The 22,835-nt window shown below is 65.5% G+C and carries 24 protein-coding genes and 1 tRNA gene; 12 read left to right on the plus strand and 13 right to left on the minus strand.

The window, feature by feature from the left end; genetic code table 11:
• Positions 1-32: 32 nt before the first annotated feature.
• Positions 33-728 (minus strand): uracil-DNA glycosylase, encoded by a 696-nt coding sequence (gene ung, locus ACFC3J_RS11315; RefSeq protein WP_375196274.1) that lies wholly within the window; start codon positions 726-728, stop codon positions 33-35.
• A gap of 79 nt (positions 729-807) precedes the next feature.
• Here ung and ACFC3J_RS11320 point away from each other — a divergent pair, with 79 nt between their 5' ends.
• From ACFC3J_RS11320 to ACFC3J_RS11330, 3 genes are read left to right on the plus strand one after another with little or no spacing between them, the layout of a single operon-like run.
• Complete coding sequence (locus ACFC3J_RS11320; RefSeq protein WP_375196275.1) at positions 808-1,779, plus strand: serine hydrolase; 972 nt, start codon at positions 808-810, stop codon at positions 1,777-1,779.
• A gap of 60 nt (positions 1,780-1,839) precedes the next feature.
• The gene (locus ACFC3J_RS11325; protein ID WP_375196276.1) at positions 1,840-2,205 is read left to right on the plus strand and encodes an Mpo1-like protein; all 366 of its coding nucleotides are present in this window, start codon (positions 1,840-1,842) and stop codon (positions 2,203-2,205) included.
• Positions 2,206-2,258: 53 nt separating this feature from the next.
• Positions 2,259-3,314, plus strand: coding sequence for a GNAT family N-acetyltransferase (locus ACFC3J_RS11330; RefSeq protein ID WP_375196277.1), 1,056 nt, complete (start codon positions 2,259-2,261; stop codon positions 3,312-3,314).
• On the opposite strand, the gene ACFC3J_RS11335 is transcribed toward ACFC3J_RS11330, so the two are convergent.
• On the minus strand, positions 3,292-4,152 hold the full coding sequence (locus tag ACFC3J_RS11335) for a cupin-like domain-containing protein (RefSeq protein ID WP_375196278.1): 861 nt from the start codon (positions 4,150-4,152) through the stop codon (positions 3,292-3,294). The two genes, ACFC3J_RS11330 and ACFC3J_RS11335, sit on opposite strands and share 23 nt — an antisense overlap.
• Positions 4,149-5,264, minus strand: coding sequence for a GNAT family N-acetyltransferase (locus ACFC3J_RS11340; RefSeq protein WP_375196279.1), 1,116 nt, complete (start codon positions 5,262-5,264; stop codon positions 4,149-4,151). The genes ACFC3J_RS11335 and ACFC3J_RS11340 overlap by 4 nt, the downstream gene beginning before the upstream one ends.
• Positions 5,265-5,422: 158 nt before the next feature.
• Here ACFC3J_RS11340 and ACFC3J_RS11345 point away from each other — a divergent pair, with 158 nt between their 5' ends.
• From ACFC3J_RS11345 to ACFC3J_RS11365, 5 genes are all read left to right on the plus strand, one after another.
• The gene (locus tag ACFC3J_RS11345; protein WP_375196280.1) at positions 5,423-6,418 is read left to right on the plus strand and encodes an NAD-dependent epimerase/dehydratase family protein; all 996 of its coding nucleotides are present in this window, start codon (positions 5,423-5,425) and stop codon (positions 6,416-6,418) included.
• 311 nt (positions 6,419-6,729) lie between these two features.
• The gene (locus tag ACFC3J_RS11350) at positions 6,730-7,737 is read left to right on the plus strand and encodes an SIS domain-containing protein (protein WP_375196281.1); all 1,008 of its coding nucleotides are present in this window, start codon (positions 6,730-6,732) and stop codon (positions 7,735-7,737) included.
• Between the two features lie 127 nt (positions 7,738-7,864).
• On the plus strand, positions 7,865-8,689 hold the full coding sequence (locus tag ACFC3J_RS11355; protein WP_375196282.1) for a 3-deoxy-manno-octulosonate cytidylyltransferase: 825 nt from the start codon (positions 7,865-7,867) through the stop codon (positions 8,687-8,689).
• A 5-nt stretch (positions 8,690-8,694) separates the two neighbouring features.
• On the plus strand, positions 8,695-9,285 hold the full coding sequence (locus ACFC3J_RS11360; RefSeq protein WP_375196283.1) for a histidine phosphatase family protein: 591 nt from the start codon (positions 8,695-8,697) through the stop codon (positions 9,283-9,285).
• Between the two features lie 21 nt (positions 9,286-9,306).
• Positions 9,307-9,951, plus strand: a complete 645-nt coding sequence (locus tag ACFC3J_RS11365) for a glutathione S-transferase family protein (RefSeq protein ID WP_375196284.1) — start codon at positions 9,307-9,309, stop codon at positions 9,949-9,951.
• Between the two features lie 15 nt (positions 9,952-9,966).
• On the opposite strand, the gene ACFC3J_RS11370 is transcribed toward ACFC3J_RS11365, so the two are convergent.
• The 4 genes from ACFC3J_RS11370 to ACFC3J_RS11385 form a co-directional block, all read right to left on the minus strand.
• On the minus strand, positions 9,967-10,293 hold the full coding sequence (locus tag ACFC3J_RS11370; RefSeq protein ID WP_375196285.1) for a hypothetical protein: 327 nt from the start codon (positions 10,291-10,293) through the stop codon (positions 9,967-9,969).
• A 99-nt stretch (positions 10,294-10,392) separates the two neighbouring features.
• Complete coding sequence (locus tag ACFC3J_RS11375; protein ID WP_375196286.1) at positions 10,393-10,956, minus strand: LptA/OstA family protein; 564 nt, start codon at positions 10,954-10,956, stop codon at positions 10,393-10,395.
• Positions 10,956-11,603: an LPS export ABC transporter periplasmic protein LptC gene (locus tag ACFC3J_RS11380; RefSeq protein WP_375196287.1), complete on the minus strand. Its 648-nt coding sequence runs from the start codon at positions 11,601-11,603 to the stop codon at positions 10,956-10,958. Before ACFC3J_RS11380 ends, ACFC3J_RS11375 begins: the two co-directional genes overlap by 1 nt.
• A gap of 18 nt (positions 11,604-11,621) precedes the next feature.
• Positions 11,622-12,239, minus strand: coding sequence for a ribonuclease D (locus tag ACFC3J_RS11385; RefSeq protein WP_192665367.1), 618 nt, complete (start codon positions 12,237-12,239; stop codon positions 11,622-11,624).
• Positions 12,240-12,495: 256 nt separating this feature from the next.
• Between ACFC3J_RS11385 and ACFC3J_RS11390 the strand changes: the two genes are divergently transcribed.
• Entirely contained in the window at positions 12,496-13,320 is an 825-nt protein-coding gene (locus ACFC3J_RS11390) for a cold-shock protein (RefSeq protein WP_375196288.1), read from the plus strand.
• 68 nt (positions 13,321-13,388) lie between these two features.
• On the opposite strand, the gene ACFC3J_RS11395 is transcribed toward ACFC3J_RS11390, so the two are convergent.
• Together ACFC3J_RS11395 and ACFC3J_RS11400 are read right to left on the minus strand one after the other, a co-directional pair.
• Positions 13,389-15,017 carry an FAD-binding protein gene (locus ACFC3J_RS11395; RefSeq protein ID WP_375196289.1) on the minus strand — a complete coding sequence of 543 codons (1,629 nt, stop codon included), beginning with the start codon at positions 15,015-15,017 and terminating at the stop codon, positions 13,389-13,391.
• Between the two features lie 107 nt (positions 15,018-15,124).
• Positions 15,125-16,528, minus strand: coding sequence for a short-chain fatty acyl-CoA regulator family protein (locus ACFC3J_RS11400; RefSeq protein WP_375196290.1), 1,404 nt, complete (start codon positions 16,526-16,528; stop codon positions 15,125-15,127).
• Positions 16,529-16,672: 144 nt separating this feature from the next.
• Here ACFC3J_RS11400 and ACFC3J_RS11405 point away from each other — a divergent pair, with 144 nt between their 5' ends.
• Positions 16,673-16,840 (plus strand): hypothetical protein, encoded by a 168-nt coding sequence (locus ACFC3J_RS11405; RefSeq protein WP_375196291.1) that lies wholly within the window; start codon positions 16,673-16,675, stop codon positions 16,838-16,840.
• A gap of 64 nt (positions 16,841-16,904) precedes the next feature.
• Here ACFC3J_RS11405 and ACFC3J_RS11410 read toward each other — a convergent pair whose 3' ends face one another.
• The 4 genes from ACFC3J_RS11410 to ACFC3J_RS11425 form a co-directional block, all read right to left on the minus strand.
• Positions 16,905-17,906 (minus strand): anion permease, encoded by a 1,002-nt coding sequence (locus ACFC3J_RS11410; protein ID WP_375196292.1) that lies wholly within the window; start codon positions 17,904-17,906, stop codon positions 16,905-16,907.
• Between the two features lie 18 nt (positions 17,907-17,924).
• Positions 17,925-19,040 carry a DUF47 family protein gene (locus ACFC3J_RS11415; protein WP_375196293.1) on the minus strand — a complete coding sequence of 372 codons (1,116 nt, stop codon included), beginning with the start codon at positions 19,038-19,040 and terminating at the stop codon, positions 17,925-17,927.
• A 114-nt stretch (positions 19,041-19,154) separates the two neighbouring features.
• Positions 19,155-21,272 carry a TonB-dependent receptor gene (locus ACFC3J_RS11420; RefSeq protein ID WP_375196294.1) on the minus strand — a complete coding sequence of 706 codons (2,118 nt, stop codon included), beginning with the start codon at positions 21,270-21,272 and terminating at the stop codon, positions 19,155-19,157.
• A gap of 130 nt (positions 21,273-21,402) precedes the next feature.
• Positions 21,403-22,332: a LysR family transcriptional regulator gene (locus ACFC3J_RS11425; RefSeq protein WP_375196295.1), complete on the minus strand. Its 930-nt coding sequence runs from the start codon at positions 22,330-22,332 to the stop codon at positions 21,403-21,405.
• Positions 22,333-22,443: 111 nt separating this feature from the next.
• Between ACFC3J_RS11425 and ACFC3J_RS11430 the strand changes: the two genes are divergently transcribed.
• Positions 22,444-22,517: transfer RNA gene (locus ACFC3J_RS11430), tRNA-Gly, on the plus strand.
• A gap of 36 nt (positions 22,518-22,553) precedes the next feature.
• Positions 22,554-22,751, plus strand: a complete 198-nt coding sequence (locus tag ACFC3J_RS11435) for a DUF4169 family protein (protein ID WP_375196296.1) — start codon at positions 22,554-22,556, stop codon at positions 22,749-22,751.
• Positions 22,752-22,835 lie beyond the last annotated feature (84 nt).

Consider the following 22,835-nt stretch of genomic DNA (forward strand, 5'->3'; position numbering starts at 1 on the left):
TGAACGCGCCGATCGCGAGGGCGTTCAAACGCTCAGGCCGCGGCGATTTCGGGCAAGTCCCAGTCGATCCCCCCGCGCCCCTTCGCCTCCAGAAACGCGTTCGCTTTGGAAAAATGCCCGCACCCAAGGAATCCGTTATGCGCCGACAGGGGCGAGGGGTGCGCCGCCTTCAGCACCAGATGCCGCGAACCGTCTACGAAATCGCCCTTGCGCTGGGCATAGGCGCCCCAGAGGAGGAATACGACCGGCTCGGCCTTCTCGTTGACCAGCCGCACGATCGCGTCGGTAAACTGTTCCCAGCCCCGCTTCTGGTGCGACGCGGCCTTGCCCATTTCCACCGTCAGCACGCTGTTGAGCAGCAGCACGCCCTGCCGCGCCCAATGTTCCAGAAAGCCGTGGCGCGGCGGCGCAAGGCCCAGATCGCTCTTCAGTTCCTTGTAGATATTGACCAGCGACGGCGGCGTGCGCACCCCCGGCTGCACCGAAAAGCACAGGCCATGCGCCTGCCCCTCGCCATGATAGGGGTCCTGCCCCAGCACCACCACCTTCACCCTGTCGAGCGGCGTCAGGTCCAGCGCCCGGAAATATTCGCTGCCCTTGGGGAAAATGCGCTTCCCCGCAGCCTTTTCCTCTTCCAGAAAGCGTTTCAGCCCCTGCATATAAGGACTTGCGAATTCCCCGAGCAGCGGCGCGCGCCAGCTCTCATCCAGCTTGATCGTGTCGGTCATGGCCCGGTGTGATGAACCGGGCCTCGAACCGCTGTCAACACCACTTGCCCTCGCTCCCCGAATCGGGAAAAGAAGGTGGATGCCGCGCCTTCGTACCAAGCTGATTGCCTTCATGGGGCTGTTCCTTGCCCCGCTGCCCACCGCCGACGCCTTCGGTCCCACGCCCAACCCCGTCCAGCAGAGCGCGGAATCGCGCCTGATGGCCGAATTCGCCCGCTTCGCGACGCTGACCGATGGAACCGTCGGGATTGCGGTGCGCGACCTCGGCACGGGCGAGACGCTGGCCTATAATGGCGACACGCTGTTCCCGATGGCCAGCACCTATAAGGTGGCGGTGGCGGGCAAGATCCTTTCCCTGCTCGACGCGGGCAGCCTCAGCCTCGACGAAACGGCGCCGCGCCTCGGCCGTCCGCTGCCGATCCGCACCCTGCTGGAAATGAGCCTCATCCAAAGCGACAATGAGGCGACCGACGCGCTGGTCGCCCGCGCGGGCGGGCCGCGGGCGGTCAATGACTGGGTCCGGTCGATCGGCGTCAAGAATCTGCGCATCGACAGCAACACCCGCGACCTGCTCGCCCGCGCCAAGATCGCAGGCATCGGCTTCGGCGACGAGGCCGCGATGGAATCCGGCCTGTCCGCCGCGCAGCGCGACGCCCGCGACATGCCCAATATCGGTTTCAGCCAGGACCCCCGCGACACCGCCACGCCGCGCGCGATGGATGATCTGCTGGCCGCGATCCGGCTGGGCAAGGCGCTTCGGCCCCAGACGACGGCGATCATCCTGTCGATCATGGAACGGTGCAGGACCGGCAAGGACCGCCTGCGCGCCATGCTTCCGCCGGGCACCCGCATCGCGCACAAGACCGGGACGCTCAATGGCCTGGGCAATGATGTGGGTATCATCACGCTGCCGGACGGTCGCCTGTTCGCGATCACCGTGTTCGTGATGAAGGATTATAAGGGGCATGTGCTGCGCGACCGGATCATGGCCGAAGCGGCACGCGCGGCCTATGACTATTTCCTGTTCGCCCCCGATCGGCACACGGCCTGACGCATCTGTCTTAACCTCGATCATGGTTTCGGATAGGATCCGCCATGACAGGGGAGAGCGATGGCGGATAAGGCGGCGTTCCGGGACTTCTGGCCCTATTATCTCCAGGAACATGCGCGCCCCGGCACGCGGGCGCTGCATTATGCCGGGACCAGCCTCGTCGTGCTGCTGCTGGCGGCGCTGCCGGTCGCCGGGCGCTGGTGGATGGTCCCCGCGCTGCCGCTGGCCGGCTATGGCTTCGCCTGGGCCGGCCATAGCCTGATCGAACATAACCGCCCGGCCACGTTCCGTTATCCGCTCTGGTCGCTGCGCGCCGATTTCGTGATGTGGTTCCGCTTTCTCACCGGCCGCATGAAAAGGGACCTCGCCCGCGCCGGCGTGCGTCCGGACGGCTCGGTCGACCCGGCCCTGCGCCGCGAACTTTAGCGCCTCCACGCAAGCGCTTGACCCCCGCCGCGGCTCTGCCACAAGGGCAGGCCATGGCCCTTACCGCCCATTTCACCCGCCTGCCCGATCTCTCCACCCTCGCCCCCCGCTGGCAGGCGCTGGAGGTCCGGGCGCAGGCCAGCTTCTTCCTTGGCTGGAGCTGGACCGGCAGCTGGCTGGAAAGCTACGCCGTCCGCCCCGAACTGCTCTCCGTCACGGACAGTCAGGGTCGGGACGTCGCGCTCGCCCTGTTCGGCCACGCCATGCAGCCACGCCTGTTGGGCCGCAGCGCCACGCTCTCGCTCAACCAGTCGGGCGATCCCGGCGCCGACCGGCCCTTCATCGAATATAATGGCCTGCTGACGGAAAAGGGCAGGGAGGGGGAGGCTATGGATGCCGCCCTCAAGGCGCTCGCCCGGCGCAACGACTGGCGCACCCTGCGCCTCAGCGGCGTCGCGCCCGGATCGGCTCTCCTCGCCGTCCCCGCCCGTCGCAGGACGCGCCTCGACTCCGCGCCCGTCTATCAGGTCGACCTCGAGGCCGTCCGCGCATCCGACTATCTCTCGCTGCTGAGCGCCAACACGCGCAGCCAGATCCGACGGGCGATCAAGGACCATGGCGGCACGCTCCCGACGATCGCCACGGCCACGCCCGCGGATATCGAGCCGTGGCTCGCGGAAATGCAGGCCTTCAATCAGGGCCGACACGCCGACAATGCCTGGGACGATGCAGGCTTCTGCGGCTTCGTGACCCGACTGGCAAGCCGGAGCGATCAGGTCGAACTGCTGCGCTTCACCGATAGCGGCGGCACCGTCGGACTGCTCCTCAATATCCTCCATGGCGGCGCGGCGATGAACTATCAGTCCGCCTTCGCCGCCCCGCGCGGCTCCAAAGACAAGCCCGGCCTGCTCTGCCACGCCGCCGCCGTCGATCATTATGCGCGGCGCGGCCTCCAGCTCTATTCCCTGCTCGCAGGCAAGGACCGCTACAAGCAGAGCCTCGCCACCCGCGAGGAGGCGCTGGAATGGTGGCAGATCGACCGTTTCAGCCCGCGCCTGGAAGCCGAGGCATGGCTGCGCAGGCTCCTTAAACGCCCAGCTTCCGCATGATGCGATAGGCCAGCCGCTTCACGCCCTGCGCCTCTGGCGTGGCGCTGATCCGCCCGGTCGGCAGCCTGCGCCGCCGCAGGATGGCGTTGAAGCCATGCAACTCGCCCTCCGCCACGCTCCGCTCCGAGCGCCATGTGACCGACAGGCTGACCGACACGGCAGGCCCGTTCTCGACGAAATGGGGCGCCTTCACCGGCACATGGATGGCATCGCCGGGCAGCAGCGTCACCGCCGTCCCGCGGTCGCGAAACCCGTCCCGCCAGTCGAGATTGCGATGCCCGCCCGCATGGAATGCCTCGCTCTGGATCGCGGGCACCAGCTCCTCGTCCCCGGCGGGAAAGACCGTCATGGTCTTCTCCCCCCGGATCTGGAGCAGGATATTATGCTCCGGGTCCATGTGAAACGGCGTCACGCTGCCCGGAGAGGACAGGAAGATGAAGGCCTCGCGGTGCAGCATCGGCCCGGTTTCCCGATCCACCAGCGGCGCCAGCTCGCCCAACGCCCGGTCGAGCAGCGCGCCATAGGCGGCATCCCGCTCGACATTCTTCAGCACCGCCCAGCTGCCGTTCGTCTCGATGGTGCGGATCGTCTCGCCAAGGCTCAGCCCATTGGCGGGCGTGTCCTCCGGCCGCACGCCCAAGGGCAGCTTGCCCAGATTATATTCCACCGACGCGGCGGGCATCCGCTCGGCGAGCTGCGCGAGCGCCTCCAGCGTCAGCCGTTCATGCCCGGCAAGACCATGGCTCAATTTCGCCGCCCGATCCGGATAGGCCGCCGCGAAAACCGCCCGCGCCGCGTCCGGAAACACCGCCGCCTCGATGGAACTGACCGCGTTCATTCCTGCCCTTTCAATCTGCGCCCCAACGCCTCGACCCCGTTGGCGAGGGCAAAGGCCGCGCTGCGCCCCGGTCCCTTCAGCGCGATCCGATATTGGGTGATGGTCCGCCGCTCCGCCCACAGGCTGTCGATCATCGGGTGATCCGCCGCTGCGCAACTGTCCATCCAGCCGATAGCCGAATCGGCCTGCACCGCATGCAGATTGGCGATCTCGATCAGCACGCCCGGCGAAAAGCGCCCCAGCGCCTCGTCAAAAGCGATCTTGAAGGAAAAGGCGCCCTCGCCATGCCGGAAATTGACGAGCATCGCGATCGCCCGCCCGTCAAGGTCCATGCGCAGGAAGTGCAGCCGTCCATGGTCGAGCGCCGCTGCGCAGGCGGCGCGGAAAAAGGCCGCATCCTCCGCCCTGCAGGCCAGCGCCGTTCCTTCGCGCCCCTTCCAGCCTGACGCCTCCAGCGCCAGAAACTCGCCGCACCATGCCGCCAGGTCGGCCCGATCGGCCAGCAACCGGCTCTCGACCGCGCCCAGCTCCGCCAGCCGCTTTTGCAGGCGCCGCAATTCCTTGCGCTTCTTGGCCCGCACCTGGCTTTCCCAATAGGCGTCGGCGTCCAGCTCCGACCGCAGCATCGCCCGGTCGTAGCGGTGCACCTCGCGCCGCCCGCGCCGCTGCTCGACGCACAGCGCCTCCAGCGCCGCCGCATTGGCCCCGGCCGCGTCCAGCCCGCGCAGATGCAGGAAACCTTGCGCCCAGCGCGCCTCGTCAAGCTGGCCCAGCAAGGCCCGCCACGCCGCGACTTCCTCGCCCCGCCGAATCAGCGGCGCACCGAAGAAGCAATGGTCATGCATCCAGTTGGTGACGCAGCCGATCGGCAGCCGCCCATGCCGGGACGCGACCACCACCGGCATCAGTCCGATCAGTTCGCCGTCCCGTTGCGCCTCGACCATGCGGACATGCGCGTCGCCCGCCAGATGATCCAGCGCCGCGCCCAGCATGTCGGGGGCATAAAAGGCATTGGCCTCCGCCGCCTCATCGGCCAGCGCGGCCCAGCGCACGCGCTGCGCGGGCGCAAAGGCATGCGCCGTCGCCACGGCGGGATGGGAAGCCATGTCCATGGTGCCCGCGATAGCCAGCAATGATTATGGAAAGCCTAACTTAAAGAAATTTTAGGGACAAATACGGGGCTTATGGGGAAAGCCCTTTACATGGCGTGCCGGATATTCTGAGAAAGATGGCAAGCGAGACATCAACCCGCCAACAGGAACAGCATCGCATGACCATATTTGTCACAGGCGCCGCCGGGTTCATCGGCATGGCCGTGGCCGACCGGCTGCTGTCCGATGGGCGGGCCGTCTTCGGCATCGACAATATGAACGATTATTATCCGGTCTCGCTGAAGCGCGACCGCATCGCCGCGCTGCAGGAACGGCATGGCGGCCTCTTCACCTTCGCCGAGCTGGATTTCGCCGACATGGACGCGCTTCAGGCGGCGCTGCACGATCATCCGATCGATGCGATCGTCCATCTGGGCGCGCAGGCGGGGGTCCGCTATTCGCTGATAAATCCGCACGCCTATGTCCGCTCGAACCTTGCGGGCCATGTCAACATGCTGGAACTGGCGCGGGAACGGCGGGTGCGGCATCTGGTCTACGCGTCTTCCTCCTCGGTCTATGGCGGCAATGACAGCCTGCCCTTCCGGGTCGAGGACCGCGCCGACCATCCCGTCTCGCTCTATGCCGCGACCAAGAAGGCGGACGAGCTGATGAGCGAAACCTACGCCCATCTCTTCCGCATACCGATGACCGGCCTGCGCTTCTTCACCGTCTATGGTCCCTGGGGCCGTCCGGACATGGCGATGTGGATCTTTACTTCGAAAATCCTGTCGGGTCAGCCGATCCCGGTGTTCAACCATGGCCGGATGCAGCGCGACTTCACCTATATCGACGATATCGTCAGCGGCGTGATCGGCTGTCTCGACCATGCGCCGGAGGATGACGGCTCGGTCAAGGCTGGGGGCAGCCGCTCGCCCCACCGGCTCTACAATATCGGGAACAATCGGCCGGAGGAGCTGATGCACCTCATCGCCGTTCTGGAGGAAGCCTGCGGGCGAAAGGCGGAAATCGACTTCCAGCCGATGCAGCCGGGCGACGTGCCCGCGACCTTCGCCGACATCAGCGCCATCGCGCAGGATATCGGTTTCGCTCCCACCACCGGCATCGAGGCAGGGGTTCCGCGTTTCGTCGACTGGTATCGCGCCTATCACGGCTGATCGTGGCGCACCGCACAAGGCGCTCAACAACCTTCATGCCGCCAAAAGGTTCCGCGTGTTGCCGATGCCGTTGATCGGTTGATCGCTTTTTCATCCATTGTGGCGTTAATGGCGCGCAAAACATCATTCGCGCTTGCGAAAGAGATTGCCATTTCTCAGAGAAGAGGCCTATCCATTCGCCCGGGTGCTGGTTGGGGTCTGACCAGTCGGGTCGCGGAACGAGGTATGGACGGCACACCGTGGGAAGGTGGCCGTCGCCACTGTCGTCAGCCGGGTAAACTGGTGGCGACGGTGGAAAAAAGGGCTTACGCGTGTCGACAGTAACGAAGATTGTGCCATTTGGCTCAGGCGGGCGGATCGCGGAAACCGCGCGCCGCACATTGTCCATAGCGGCCGAAGGGCTGAATGCGCTGGAGGCGCGATTTAACGAGCGCGAATTTTCGGCGACCTTCCTGCGGATGGTCGGCGTGATCATGAGCGTGCGCGGCCGCCTGATCGTGACCGGCATGGGCAAGAGCGGCATCGTCGCGCGCAAGATGACGGCGACGCTCACATCCACCGGGACCCCCGCCATTTTCCTGCATCCGGCCGATGCCGGGCATGGCGATCTGGGCATGGTGACGCCCGACGATGTCGTGCTGATGCTGTCCCATTCGGGCGAGTCCAACGAGCTTGGGCCGATCATCCAATATTGCAAGCGCTTCGCCATTCCGCTGCTCGGCATGACGGCGCGGGACAGCAGCACGGTCGCCATGGCGTCCGACATCTGCATCCTGATGCCCGACGTGAAGGAGGCCTGCCCCAATTCGCTGGCGCCCACCACGTCGACGACGATCCAGATGGCGTTCGGCGACGCGCTCGCCATCGCGCTCATGGAAATGCGGGGCTTTTCGGCGGACGATTTCCACAAATTCCATCCCAACGGCCGTCTGGGCGCGCAACTCGTCAAGGTGCGCGAACTCATGGCGTCGGGCACGGACGTCCCCCGCGTGCCGGAGGACGCCTCTCTGCTCGACGCGACCATCGAAATGACCCGCGCCCGGCTGGGCGGGACGGCGGTGGTCGACGGCAAGGGCGCGCTGATCGGCGCCTTCACCGACGGCGACCTGCGCCGCACCGTCACCGGCACCCGCCACATGAACGAGCCGGTCGGCCGCTACATGACGGAACAGCCGCTTTCGGTCAGCCCGGAGGAACTGGCGTCCGAAGCGCTCCGGCTGATGCACGATCATAACATCATGCTCCTGTTCGTGTGCGAAAAGGACCGTCTGGTCGGCGCGATCCACATGCATGACCTGCTGCACGCGGGCGTCGCCTGAGGGGATGATCGTCATTCCGCCCATACGGGCCTGCGAAGCGCTATTTTCTGCGCTTGGGCGCTCACCTGCTGAAGCAGGCTGCGTTCCGATGCTCGAAAATCCCGCTTCCCGGCTCCGTCTGAACTGAATGTCGGCCACTCCCTTATTGATCGTCATTCCGGCGCGGGCGGGGTCTTCCCGGCTGCCGCGCAAGCCGCTGCGCCTGATCGCTGGGCGCACCCTGCTGCACCGGACCATCGCCATGGCCCGCGCCGCCACGCGGGGGCTGCCGCATGCGCATCTGCTCGTCGCCACGGACGATGAGGAGATTGCCGGCCACGCCCGCGCCGCAGGGTGCGAAGCGGCGATGACGGACAGCGCCATCGCCACCGGATCGGGCCGCGCCCTCGCCGCTGCCCGGCAAAGCGGAACCGCCCCGCGCTATGTCGTCAACCTGCAAGGCGATTCGCCCTTCCAGCCCGAAGGCGCGCTGCGTTCGGTGATCGCCGCGCTGGAGGAGGGGGCGCAGGTCGCCACTCCGGTCATCGCCCTCGACTGGCCCGCGCTGGACGCGCTGCGCGACCACAAGACCCGCTCGCCCTTCAGCGGCACGACCTGCGCCCGCAGCCCCGATGGCCGCGCCCTCTGGTTCTCGAAAACCATCATCCCGGCGATCCGCGGCGAGGATGCGCTGCGCCGGAGCCAGCCTTTGTCGCCGGTCTGGCGCCATGTCGGCCTCTATGGCTACACGTTCGAGGCGCTGAGCCGCTTTGAGAACACGCCGCCCACGGCGCTGGAAAATCTGGAGGGGCTGGAGCAGCTCCGCCTGCTGGAACTTGGCATCCCCGTGACCACCGTGCCGGTCAGCCCGCCCCGTTTCGACAGTTCCGGCATCGATACGGAGGCGGACATTGCCCGCGTCGAGGCGCTGATCGCGACCCATGGTGATCCGACCCCGCCGCTCGCCGCCTGATTCCCATGCGCCGCATCTTCATCATCCGACACGGCAACACCTTCGAAAGCAGCGCCCAGGCGTGCCGCATCGGCGCCGGCACCGACATTGCGCTGGTGGAAAGCGGCCGGGTTCAGGCCGCCCGGCTCGGCGATTATTTCGCGGCGCAGGACCTGCCGATCCGCCGCCTCCACAGCAGCCCGCTGCTTCGCGCGCAGGAAACCGCCGCCGCGATCGCCGCCGCGACGGGCCATCCCACGGACGGCCCGCTGCCCTGGCTCAACGAGATTGACCACGGCCCCGACGAAGGCCGCCCCGAAGCCGAGGTTCTCGCCCGGATCGGCGAAGAGGCCCTTGCCGACTGGGACGAGCGCGGAATCCCGCCCGAAGGCTGGCGGGTCGACGCCGAAACCCGCATCGCCGCGTGGAGGGGCTGGTTCGCGCAGGGCGGGGAGGGGGCAGAGCTGCTCGTCACCAGCAACGGCGCCGCCCGTTTCGCCCTGCTCGCCATCGGCGCGTCGCCGGCCGCGCTCAAGCTGCGCACGGGCGCCTTTGGCGAACTGGCGATCGATGCCGGCGGCCAGCCCCGGCTCATGCGCTGGGACGAGCGACCCTGAGGGAGCAAGAGAGCAGGTGCCATGACCATCACCATCACCGCGTTCGAGCGGTCGCCCGACGGCGGCAAGGGACTGGCGCGCGACACGCGGGTCCGCTGGGCGCTTGAAGAGGTGGGCCAGCCTTATGATGTGCGGCTCGTTTCCTTCGCCGCGATGAAGGCGCCCGATCATCTGAGGCTCCACCCTTTCGGCCAGATTCCCACCTATGAGGAAGGCGGCCTCGCCCTGTTCGAGACGGGCGCGATCGTCCTCCACATCGCCCAGCACTATCCGGGCCTGCTGCCGCAGGAGGACGATGCGCGGGCGCGGGCGATCATGTGGATGTTTGCGGCGCTGAACACCGTGGAGCCACCGATTCTCGAGCTCATGACCGTCAGGATCATCGAGCACGACAAGCCCTGGAGCGCAGAGCGCCTGCCGCTGGTGATGGACCGGATCCGCACCCGGCTGGACCAGCTCTCCGCCCGGCTGGGCGAGGCGGACTGGCTCGACGGTGCCTTCAGCGCGGGCGATCTGATGATGGTGTCCGTCCTGCTCCGCCTGCGCATGTCGGGCCTGCTGGACGAATATCCCCGCCTCGCCGCCTATGTCGCCCGCGGCGAGGTGCGTCCCGCCTACCAGCGGGCCTTTGCCGCGCAACTGGCGATCAACGCCCCGCCCGGCTGACGAGCCCTCACAAACTCAATTGTCGCAATATTCCCAGCGCCCTGCATTGCAGGCCGCGACGGCGCGGCGCCATTCCCGCATCCGGCCCTCATATTCGGCCCGCGCATCGGCATATTCGCCGTCATAGCCGCCTTGCGCCTGACGATAGTTCCGCATCTGCCGGGCGTCCCGCTGGCGGACATAGGCCAACTGCTGCTGGTTCATCCGCTTGATGATCGCGCGATCCCGCGCCCGCGCCGCGGCGCTGCGCATCGTGGGGTCATGCGGATCGTCTGCCAGCGCTGCCGCAGGCATCAGCGCCGCACCCAGAGCGAGTGCGCAACCCAACAGACCGGTTTTCATGAAGTGCCCCCTCGTTATCGTGCGCCGTCAATCGCTCAACGCGCCGGGGGGAAGCAACCGATTTGCGACGAATTGCGCGCCGCCGCGACCGGCCGCGGTTCAGTTCTTCCGCTGCGGCACCGTGAAGGTTCCGGACACGCGCCCGCCGCCGCTTGCGCCCGACACGCCCGGCCCGCCGCCGCCTGCGGCCCGACCGTCCACGGTGGAGCGCCCGCTGGTCAGGTCGATCAACAGCCGCCCGCCGGTCAGCCGGTTCGTCCCCTGCGTCAGCGACACGTTGCCCAGCATGGTGATCAGCTTGCTGTTGAGGTCGTAAATGGCGACGTTGCCCTTCGCCGTCTCGTCCCCTCTGGTGACGACGACATTACCCGACGCGTCGATCCGGTCGACCTGAATCCCGTTGGTCCCGCTTCCGCCGCCCGGCTGCTGCCTGTAGGCGACGGTCATCCGCGCCGCGTTCAGCTTCATGCCCGCCTGCGTCACTTCGACATTTCCGGACACGAGTACCCGGTCAGCGCGGTCCTGCACCTCGATCCGGTCGGCGGTGAAGTTCACCGGCGCATTGCTGTCATGGTTTTTCAGCACCTGCGCGTCCGCCCCGGCATAGGTGAGGCCGGCGGCGCCCAGCGCGCCCAGAGACAGCAGGATAAGGGGCTTTTTCATCAGTTCCGCCCTTTGAGGCCATTTTGTTCGATGCGCAAGCTCGCTCGGCCGTTGAGCGTCACCGTCCGCGCCCCCAGATCGGCTTCCAGATGGTCGCCGCTGAAGGTGCCGATGGGGATGCGCCCGTCGACCCGACCCGCGCTCTGCATCCGCCGCGATTTCAGGTCCACGCCTACGTCCCGCGTGGTCAGCCGGTATCCGCCCTCGGACTGGAACTGCACCGGTCCGTCGATCGCGACCCGCTCCGTATCCATGTCGTAGCGCCCCTTCTGCGCCCGCAACAGCGCCTGCCCGTCGGACAGCAGAATCCGCGCCTGCATGTCATTCAGATCAACGATCGGCTCGCGCGAGCTTTTCTGCACCGCGGACCCCGCCCGCAGCGAGAAGGGCTGCCCCTTGCTGTCCTCGCCGCGATAGAGCGCCTCGGTCACGCGCATCCGCTCCTTCGCCACTTCGACCTTGTTCTTGTCGAGCACGAAGCTGACCTTGTCCCCGCCGGTGAAGGGCGCCGTGGCCAGCAGCGCCGCCAGCACGCCCACGCCCACCGGCAGCCAGTTCTTGAGCAGCCGGACCAGCCGGTCATGGCTTCCCCCCGGCCGCGCCCAGTGGCGGCGCAAATCGCGTTGCTGATCGGCCTGGACGGACATGGGAAAGCCTCCTGCCCCTTACATATGCGCGAAAATGTCGATCTCCGGCCATCCCGCCAGGTCCAGCTCGGCCCTGTGGGGAAGGAAATCGAAACAGGCCTGCGCCAGTTCCATGCGCCCTTCGCGAATCAGGCGCTTGTCCAGTTCGGCCTTCAGCGCATGCAGATAGCGCACGTCGGACGCGGCATATTCCTTCTGCGCGTCGGACAGGGCCGGTCCGCCCCAGTCGCTCGACTGCTGCACCTTGCTGAGTTCCTGTCCCAGCAGCTCGCGCACCAGTTCTTTGAGGCCATGGCGGTCGGTATAGGTCCGCACCAGCCGCGAGGCGATCTTGGTGCAATAGACCGGCGCGGCGACGATCCCCATATAATGTCTGATCGCTGCGATATCGAACCGCCCGAAATGATAGAGTTTCAGCCGCTCCGGATCGGCCAGCACGGCGCGCAGATTGGGCGCGGCATAGTCGCTGCCGGGGTTGAAGCGCACCAGATGCTCGTCGCCCCCGCCGTCGCTGATCTGCACCACGCACAGGCGGTCGCGGGGCGTGATCAGCCCCATGGTTTCGGTATCGACGGCGATCGGGCCGGGGGCAAGGACGCCCTCTGGCAGATCCTCTTCATGGAAATGGACGGTCATGATTCCCCTCTATGGCGAAAGCGGCGAGATCGCAATCGCTGCCTGCCGGGCCGCCGCATCGCGGAACGAAAGGCGCCCAACCTGCCTCAAAGCCGCCATTTTCGGGCCTTTCACCCGCCTCAAAAATCATTCGCGTGGCTGAGAAAAGTTGATATAGTGAGTCCCAAACCGCGTGTGAGCGGTGGATTCTGCATGTCATTCGCCCGACATGTTTGTCCGGTTCAGTCTGGGGCGAAGCGAAAGTGACCAACAGGGCATGAGTTTTGATAGAGGTCGCCGCGGCGGGCGCGGCAAGGACAAGCGCGACGGTTTCGGCGACGACAGTTTCTATGGCGGTGATCGCGGCGGTTTTGGCGGTGGTTTCGATCGTGGCGGCTTCGGTGGTGACCGTGGTGGCTTCGGCGGCGGTGATCGCTTCGGCGGCGGCGGTGGCGGCGGCTTCGGCGGCGACCGCGGCGGTTTCGGCGGCGGCGGCGGTGGTCGCGGCGGCTTCGGCGGCGGTGGTGGCGGCGGCTTTGGCGGCGGTGGCCGCGGCATGCCCGCCCAGGTCGTCGGTGAAGGCACCGGCGTCGTCAAGTTCTTCAACGGCCAGAAGGGTTTCGGCTTCATCGTCCGTGACGATGGCGGCGAAGACGTGTTCGTCCACATCAGCGCCGTCGAGCAGGCGGGCCTGACCGGGCTGGCCGAAGGCCAGCAGCTCGGCTTCACGCTGGTCGATCGCGGCGGCAAGGTGTCGGCGACCGACCTCAAGATCGAGGGCGAACCGCTCCCCGTGACCGAACGCGCGCCCCGCGAACCCCGCGCCGGCGGCTTCGGCGATCGTCCGGGCGGCGGCGACCGCGGCCCGCAGCGTCAGCTGACCGGCGAACGCGCCAGCGGCACGGTCAAGTTCTTCAACGCCATGAAGGGCTTCGGCTTCATCCAGCGCGACGACGGCCAGCCCGACGCGTTCGTGCACATCAGCGCCGTCGAACGCGCCGGCATGAGCGCCCTCAACGAAGGCGATCGCCTCGACTTCGAACTGGAAGTCGACCGTCGCGGCAAATATGCGGCCGTCAACCTTCAGTCGAAGGCCGAATGATCGGCGCCTGACCGCTTTCGCGGAGAGGATAGAAGGGGTCGCCTGCCCGGCGGCCCCTTTTTCGTGGCTTACAGCGCCGCTTCGCCTGCGCAGTGCTGCGCCGCGATCCAGGCGAAGACCATCGATGGTCCCAGCGTCGCGCCCGCGCCGGGATAGGTCCGGCCCATGACCGGCGCAGCGCAATTGCCTGCGGCATAGAGGCCCGCAATCACGCTGCCGTCCTCGCGCAGCACGCGGGCATGTTCGTCCGCCATCAACCCGCCCTTGGTGCTGAGGTCGCCGGGATAGAAGCGCGTGGCGAAGAAGGGCGCCTTGTCGACCGGGCCGAAAGCCGGGTTGGGCCGGTGCGTCGGGTCGCCATAATATTGGTCGTAGACATTGCCGCCGCGCTGGAAATCATCGTCCACCCCCTGCGCCGCCATGGCGTTGACGCGCCCGACCGTCTTTTCCAGCCCCTGGCCGTCGATGCCGCACTTCGCCGCCAGCTCGCCCAGGGTCGGGGCGGTGATGAAAAAGCCGTTGCGGACCAGCGCGCCGCTCATGCCCGGCGGGGTGGCGCCGAAGAAATAGCGGTTGCGGTAACGGCTGTCGAAGACCAGCCAGCATGGATCGCGGTCCAGCATGGCGCGGCCGACATCGACATAGGATGCCGCCTCGTTGACGAAGCGTTCGCCCTTGCCGTCGACGATGATCGATCCGGGCAGGGTGCGTTCCCATATCCCGACATTGATCGTGCCGTCGGGCAGGATCGACACCGGATACCAGGTGGCCGCGTCCATCAGCGCGAGCTGCGCGCCCACGGCCGCGCCGATCCGGTGCGCGTCGCCCGTATCGTCGGGACTTGCGGGACTCCATTCGCCGGTCACGCCCTGCAAGGGCTGGCGATAGGCGGCGTCCTTGGCAAAGCCGCCCGCGCACAGCAGCACCCCGCGCCGGGCGGCGATCGTCTCGTCGCCCTCGGCCGTGCCGACCACCGCGCCCGTGATCCGGCCGCCTTCCTCGACCAGCGACTTGAGCGGCGTGTTGAGCCGCACCGGAATGTTCATCCGCTGCACGATGATCATCAGCTGCGCGACCAGCGTTTCGCCCATGGAAAGCGGCAACTGGCCCTTCAACCGGAAGGACAGCGTCTTGCCGATCACGCCCATCAGGCTGGCAAAGGATTTGAGCGAACGCAGGGACGTCGGGATCTGGGGGGCGGCGTCCGTGCTGAGCGCCATGGCGGGCATGGCCGACCGGCGCATCGTGTCGAGCCATGGCCCCAGCCTTTTGCCGTCGATATTGACGCCCTCCAGCGTGCGCCCGACCCGTCCGCCCGGATAGTCGGGATAATAATCGGGATAGCGCGGCGCCCGGCGCCAGCCAAAGCCCAGATCCTCCAGAGCCTGCACCATTTCCGGGCCGCTCCGCAGATAGGCCATGCGGCGTTCGGGGCTGCTGGCCGGGCCGACGTCGCCGATGGTCGCGTCCAGATAGGCAAGGCCCGCTTCCAGCGAATCCTCGACGCCTTCGCGCGCCATCAGCGGATTGGCGGGAATCCAGACGCCGCCGCCCGACAGGGCGCTGGTCCCGCCCCATGTCGACGCTTTTTCAACGATCAGGGGGTTGAGGCCGCTCATCCGGGCGGCGATCGCGCCGGCCAGCGCGCCAGCGCCAGTGCCGACGACAAGGAAATCCGTTTCAGGACTCTCGGACATGAAGGCTCTTTCTAATTATACGATATCGTTCTTTATAACCGCGAGGCCGGAAAAGCCAAATCGTTCGTGCAGGTCGCGGCAAATCGTCTCCCGCGCTGCGCCGGGCGTCAGACCCGCCGGAACGGAAAGGGCGCCGCCGTCCGCTCATAGCCGTGCAGGTCCAGTGCCCGCGTCACCGGCGGCAGGGCGCGGTCGGGACAGGCGCGGCGCTCGCACAGATGGCAGGTCGGCCCGGTTTCGGTCGCTGCCGCCTTCTCCGCATCGATCCCGTCGGCATGGACGATCCGCGTCCCATGTTTCGCCTCGCATCCCAGCGCGATCACGGATCGTCCCCGCGCCCCGCTGTCGCCGGGCAGGCCGATGGTGAAGCTCAGGAAGCGCCGTCCGTCCGTCGTCTCGATCAGCTGCGTCTGCACGGCGTCGGGCAGCTGCGGTCCATGCGCGTCCCAGCGCGGGCAGGTGCCGCCCAGGCGGGCGAAGGGCCAGGCCTCGCCGTCGAAGCGTTTGGAAACCTGTCCCGCCCGGTCCAGCTTCGCCATGAAGAAGGGCACGCCCCGCGCTCCCGTCCGTCCCAGACTGGTGAGACGATGGGCCAGCTGCTCCATCGACACGCCGAAGCGGGTCCGCAAAAGCAGCAGATCGTGGCGGCTCTGCTCCGCCGCTTTCGCGAAACGGTCATAGGGCATGATCAGCGCTGCAGCGGCATAGTTGGTGAGCGCGATGCCGGCGAGGCGGCGGCTGTCCTCATCCGGCGGCTCCGCCCGCGCCACCTGCGCCGCGATGCCGTCCGCCATTTCCTGCGAGCAGAGCTGGTAGGCGAGGGCGAACAGCCGCCCGGAAGAGGCCAGCCGCTCGCTCAGCAGCAACCGCCGCCGGTGCATGTCATAATGGCGCAGCGTTCCGGCCAGCACATCCTCGCGCACGATCTGCACGGCCATGCCATGACGGTCCTTCAGCCGCGCCCGGATGGCCGTCTGCATCGCGCCGGGGTCGTCGCCCAACGCCGCCGACATGATTTCGGCTGCCGCGTCCAGCTCGGCAAAATGATTGCCCGCCCGTGCGATCGTCTCGCGCAGCCAGTCGATCGGCGCATGTCGCAGCGCCACGCTGCCCGGTCCGGCCGTGACCTGCTCGGGCAGGCGGCGCAGATCGCTCAGGGCCCGGTAGAAACGCCCGATCGCCTCGCTCACCCCCGGATAATTTTCCGCGACCTCCAGCACCTCGTCGCGGGCGATGCCGATGTCGCGCACCAGCGCGTCGGACAGGATTTCGCCCAGCGCGCTCGCCGCCCCTTCCTGCGTGCTGGCGACGAAATTGCGAATGTCGATGTCGTAGACATTGGCAAGGCGCAGCAGCATTTGTGCGGTCAGCGGCCGCTGGTTGCGCTCCAGATGGTTGAGGTAGCTCGGCGACACGCCCAGCTCCTCGGCCATACGCGTCTGGTTCAGTCCCAATTCCCGCCGCAACACCCGCAGCTTGGGTCCCAGATAGAGTTTCCGGTCATCCGCCATAATGTCATTATGTCAAAATATGACAATATGAACAAGTCACCTCATGACATGCGTTCATTAATCGCCCTTACATCCCGGTCTCCTTCATGGTTTCAAGAGGCATCCGGTCAAAACGGCCGCCAGAAAACAGGAGAAGGAAATCAGATGGAGACCACGCAAATGCCCCAGCCCGCCCGCTCTCGCGCCGTCTTCTCGCAAGAGGATTTCGGCCTGATCCGCGCCGCGATCGCGCACTATCTGCGCGAAGTTCAGGACAAGCCCGAATCGGTGAAATATGCTAATCTCTATCATCGTCTCGGCCGGGTGAGCTGAGCCACGGATAAAGGTTCAGGAGAGGATGAGGGCGCGGCCACTACCAGCCGCGCCCTCTACTGTTTCAGAACAGTCTGGTCAGCCAATAGAAGGCCGCGCCGATTGCTGCGGCGGCAGGCAGAGTCACCACCCAGGCGACCACGATGCTGGAGGCGACGTTCCAGCGCACCGCCGACAGCCGCCGAGACGCCCCCACTCCGACGATCGCGCCGGTGATCGTATGGGTCGTCGATACCGGGACGCCCAAGTGAGTCGCCAGGAACAGCGTTATCGCTCCCCCGGTCTCGGCGCAAAAGCCCTGAGCGGGAGTGAGTCGCGTGATCTTGGATCCCATGGTATGAACGATCTTCCAGCCGCCCAGCAAAGTGCCAAGGCCCATCGCCGCCTGGCAGCTCAGCACGACCCAGAAGGGCACGTGGAAGCCGCCGGTCAACATGCCCTGGGAATAGAGCAGCACGGCAATGATCCCCATCGTCTTCTGCGCGTCATTGCCGCCATGGCCCAGCGAATAGAGCGATGCTGACACCAGCTGCAACTTGCGGAACACCCGATCCGCGCCCTGCGGCGTGAAGCGGCGGAAGACCCAGCTGATGATCAGCACCAGAAACAGCGCCAGAATGAGACCGATGGCAGGCGACAGAACGATGGCGGCACTGGTCTTGAACACGCCGCTCCAAACCACCGCCGGCAGCCCCGCCTTGGCTGTGCCCGCGCCTAGCAAACCGCCGATCAGCGCATGGCTGCTGGAGGAGGGTATCCCCAATCCCCAGGTGATGAGATTCCATGCGATTGCCCCCATCAGCGCGCCAAAAATCACCTGTGCGTCAATGATGCTGGCGTCGACAATGCCCTTGCCCACCGTCTCGGCTACATGCAGGCCGAAGAAGAGAAAGGCGATGAAGTTGAAGAACGCCGCCCAAGCGACCGCATATTGCGGCTTCAAAACCCGCGTCGACACGATGGTCGCAATCGAGTTGGCGGCGTCGTGCAGGCCGTTCAGAAAGTCGAACAGCAAAGCGACACCGATCAGGCCGACCAGCAGCGGAAAGGCGATATGGGCTTCCATGGATATGCTCTGGCGCGATCAGGCGTGGTCGATGACCAGGCCGGAAATCTCGTTGGCGACGTCCTCGAAGCGGTCGGTCACCTTTTCCAGATGGCTGTAGATTTCGTTGCCGACGACAAAGTCCATCGGATTGCCCTGCCGCGCCTGAGCGTAAAGCGCCTTCAGCCCTGCTTCATGCAGAATATCGGCATGCCCCTCCAGCTTCACCAGCCGCTCGGTCAGGTCATGCAGTCGCACCGAATTGAGGCTAAGCGAGCGCAGCAACGGCATCGCCTCTGCCGTGATCCGCGCACATTCGACGATCAGCGCGCTCATATCCTGCATCTGGGAAGGAAACTCCTTCACCTCGAACAGGGCGATCGCCTTGGCCGTCTGGTTCATCTGGTCGATGGCGTCGTCCATCACGCCGATCAGCCCGGTGATCGCGCTGCGGTCGAAGGGAGTGACGAAGATGCGACGGACATCCTGCAACACTTCGCGGATGATATCGTCCGCATCATGTTCGCGGTCGGAAATCTCTTTGATATGAACATCGATATCCGGCCCGCCCTTCAGCAGCTTGGCGAGCGCATCGGCGCCGGCGACCAGAGTCGCGGCGTGATCCTCAAACTGCTCGAAAAAGCGGCCCTGTTTGGGCATCAGCGCGTGAAACCAGCGCAGCATTCCAGTCCTTTCGGTTTGCCATTCCCTGATCCGCAGCAACGTCCGCACGAACAGGCCCGGATCTCTGGGCGGCTCGCGAAAGGCTGCGATGATGGATTGTAGATCGGGTTCGTCGACGGCCTTTGCAGCTTCGGCCACGGGAAACCAACGCAGTTCCCGCTGCCCTTGTTCGGGCCATTGCGGCAACTGGCCGGTCACTGCAAGCGGGAAAACCTCGACCGTGGCTTCCTTGACGTTGCCCTTGCGCCTTTTCTTGTCATAGCGGTAGCGTCCGATGGGGGCGGGGCAGGCAATGCCGTGAATGCCCGCTTCCTCATAGGCTTCCAGTTCGGCGGCGCGATGGCCCGCGAGTCCCTTGATGCGGTTGCCCTTGGGAATCACCCACCGCCTCGTCTCCCGCGAGGTGATCAGCAGGATGCGCATCGATCCATCGGGATCGGTCGCATAGGGAAGGGCGGCGATCTGACGCATCAGCCGCCCTTATACGCTGCAAAGCGTGGATGATCGATAAATGACCGCCCCCAATCCATCCGGCGCCTTGTAACGAAATTGTCATATTGCGCAATTGGGGGCGGAATCGGCTGCTCAGATCGACAGGCGCGCGGTCAGCCGGATGTCCCGCCCGGCGAGCGGCGCATAGTCCTTGAGGAAGCTGGCGGCGCGCCGGGCTTCGACATCGAAGATATTGTTCGCAGACAGGGTGATGGTGGTGCGGTCATTGCCCTTGAATGGTTTGACCGACAGCGAGGCATTGACCAGCGTGAACCCGTCCGTGGGCGTTTCGGTGTCGGAAATGCGGTTCTGGGCGAAGCTATGTTCGACCTCGCCGCGCAGGCTCATGCGGTCGCCCTGCAATTCCAGCCCGCCCAGCAGACGCAACGGAGGAATGCGCGGAGCGGGACCAGATCCGACGATGGTGGCGCGGACATAGTCGGCCACGCCATCCAGATTGACCTTATAGTCGCCGATCTCGCCGAGCTTCAACGACCCCTCGGCCTCGAAACCCAGATATCGGGCATCGGCCTGGAGATTCTGATAGCAGGGGAAATCAAGCGGCTGCCCGCCATTGACCGTCATGCAGACGCTGTCATCGGTCAGCGAATCGTAGATATAGCCGTTGAACCAATTGTGATAGGCGGAGAGGGAAATGCTGTAGCCTTCGCCCTGACCGCGCAGCGTGCCTTCAATGCCCCAGCTCTTTTCCATCCCGAAATCGGGATTGCCGAGTTCAAAGGCCTGCGTGCCGGCATGGTTGCCGCGCGCAAACAGTTCTTCCGCCGAGGGTGCGCGCTCAGTGCGTGACAGGTTCAACCCCATCCGCCAGCCCGGCATGACCTCCTGACTGATCCCGAGCGACCCCGACAGGGCATCGAAGCTGCGATGATAGGCGGGGTTCAGAAGCGTATCGTCAGCATCCGCGCTGACTTCGCTATGTTCATAACGCCCGCCCAGTTCGACCCGCGTCGATCCGAAGTCGAGCGATTGCAGGGTGAAAAAGCCCAGCTGCTCCGTCCGGTTGCGCGGCAGGAATTTCTCTTCGCCATCGACATGGAAGTCGCGGGCGAAAAATTGCGCGCCGATCGCGCCGTCCCAGCCGCCGCGCTTGGCCTGCACCAGTTCAAGCCGGGATTCGATCGACTGGTTGTAGAAGGTCGTGCCGACCGCGCCGTCTTCCTCAATCTCCTGATGTTGATAGTCGGCAAAGCCTGCGCGCAGGCGGATGGATTCCAGGAAGCCGCCGTTGACCGGCAGTTCGGCACGCATGTCCGCGCGGTCCTGCTTCATGTGCAGCCGGACCTTCTCCGCCTCACCGTCGGGGTCGAGCGAATAGCGTACCGGCACGCCGTAGAAATTGTCCGTATGCGCGACGGAAAAGCCCAGATTGCCGCCATCGGTGATGAGGGCGGCACCGCCAGCGACTTCCCAGGTCCGCGCCGCGCTGTTGGGCAGCTTGCCGTAAAGGCTGGCGAGATCCTGAATGTCGGGATCGCTGCTCGCGGCCGCCTGCGCGCGCAGGGCCGGGGTCAGGATGTGGCTGCCGGTGTCGAGATCGCCGCTCTTGGAATAGCTGCCGTCGAAATGCACCACGAACTTGTCGCCGATCGGTACTTCGATCTCGCCCGATCCGGTGCGCTCATTGGCGGCGCTGCCATAAGTGGCGATGCCGTCGATATGGATCGGTTCATCGGGCATGCGGCGCGGGATGCGGCTGTCGATCACATTGACCACGCCCCCGATTGCGGAGGAGCCATAAAGGAGGGCTGCCGGGCCGCGCAGAACCTCGATCCGGTCGGCGGTCAGCGGATTGATCGCCACGGCATGATCGACCGAGGTGTTGGAGACGTCGAAGCTGCCGATGCCATCGGTCAGGATGCGCACCCGCTCGCCCTGAAAGCCGCGCAGCACCGGGCGGGAGGCGTTGGGACCGAAGGATGTCGCCGACACACCCGGCTGATGCGCCAGCGTGTCGCCGATGGTCGGGCGCAGGTCCCGAGTCAGCTCATCCCCCGATATGACGGAGGTGCCCGACAATATGTCGCCCTGCCGCCGGGGAATGATGGCGGTCACGACAATGTCCGTCCGTTGTTGGTCATGATAGGACTGAGGCGCGGTATCGGCCGCGGCGTCCTGGGCGAATGCAGGAAAGGCAAAGCAGAGTGCGGATACGGCGCAACCGGCACGCAGCAGCGTGGAATGGGACATTCGGTTCGTCATCCTTGAACGCAGGGAAACGGATGCGTTCGCCTATCTGAAATGATATAGCATATCAATGGCCAATATCGTGCGACCGGGCCAAAAGGCGCAAAAGGTGCTCAGTCCATCGCAAACAGCGTTATAGAAAGAGAAATTCTGCCAGCGCCTCGGCTGCGGGCTTGCCCTTTGGATGCACTGCCTGCCGCACCTCGACGGCCGGAAGCGGACGCTCCAGCGCAATCCGTTTGATGCCGCTCATGCGTCCCAGGTCGCGGGCCAGTGGACCGAACGCTGCGAAGCAGCCCGCGCCTTCCCGCAGGATCGTCATGATGTCGAACAGATTGTCGGTTTCCAGCACCGGCGCGCCCAGAATTATGCCGCCGCGTCGCAGGGCTTCATCGATGATTCGCCGCAGCCCGTTGTGCGGTTCCATGGCGAGTGTCGGCGTGATCGCCAGTTCCTGAAGCGATACGCCCTCCCTGCGCGCGAGCGGATGATCGGCCCCGGCATAGAGGTTGATCTGTTCCGACCAGCCATAGCGCGAATGCAGCCCTTCGACTTCGCCCAGCGCGTAGAAATAGGCAATATCGGCCTTACCCCGGCGCAGCGCGAGAGCGGCTTCATCGGCCAGATGGATGGTCAGGTCCAACGTGATGGACACGTCCTCATTGGCTGCTTCAAAGGCGGCAAGCGCATCCTGAAAATGCCCGAAGACAGGTGCCGGGGCCGCGAGGATGATGGTTTCGTGCGCTGGCGCCGCAGATGGTGCTGGCAGAGGCGGCGCGATCCGTTCAGTGGCTGGCGCTTCGGCTTCATCGACCTGCCAGTTTTCAGGCTCATCCTGCGACAGGAATGTCATGGCCTGCGCCGTCTTGCGGCCGGCAGGGGTCAGTCGCGCATCGCCGGTCAGATTTTCGAACAGCCGATAGCCCAGCCGCAATTCGAGTGATGCCAGATCGCGGGCGACCTCTTCGGCGTTCATTCCCAAATCCCGCGCACAGCGCGTGACGCTGCCGGACGCCACCATCTGCGCGAATATGTCCAACTGGCGCAGGGAGGGGGAGGCCATGCCCCCCTGATAGTGTAAATAAGCTGCGGGGTTAAGGCAGATATTAGCTTAACGCTGCTTTGCCATATTGACGAAGCCGGTCAGTTGATGGCAGGGCGCATTTCCTGACGGGCGGGTATAGCTCAATGGTAGAGCACTAGCCTTCCAAGCTTGTGATGCGGGTTCGATCCCCGCTACCCGCTCCAGTCTTCACGCCCTTCACCATAATTTTGGGAGTGGCCATGGGCGAGATCGTCAATCTCCGGCAGGCACGAAAAGTCAGGGCGCGCGCCGAGAAGGCGCGTCAGGCCGAGGCCAACCGCGTGAAATTCGGCCGAACGAAGGGTGAGCGCACAGCGCAATCCGTGGAAGAAGAACGAAAGAACCGGACTATGGATGGCGCCCGGCGGGAGTATCGTACCGACAATCCGCAAGAATAAATGCCATAGACGATAATGTGTCGAGCACAAATGGCTGCATGCTAAGATGAATAGTTGTTAATATTGAAGATATTTGGATCATTT

Source organism: Sphingobium sp. (genome assembly GCF_041987595.1).
Taxonomy (GTDB): Bacteria; Pseudomonadota; Alphaproteobacteria; order Sphingomonadales; family Sphingomonadaceae; genus Sphingobium.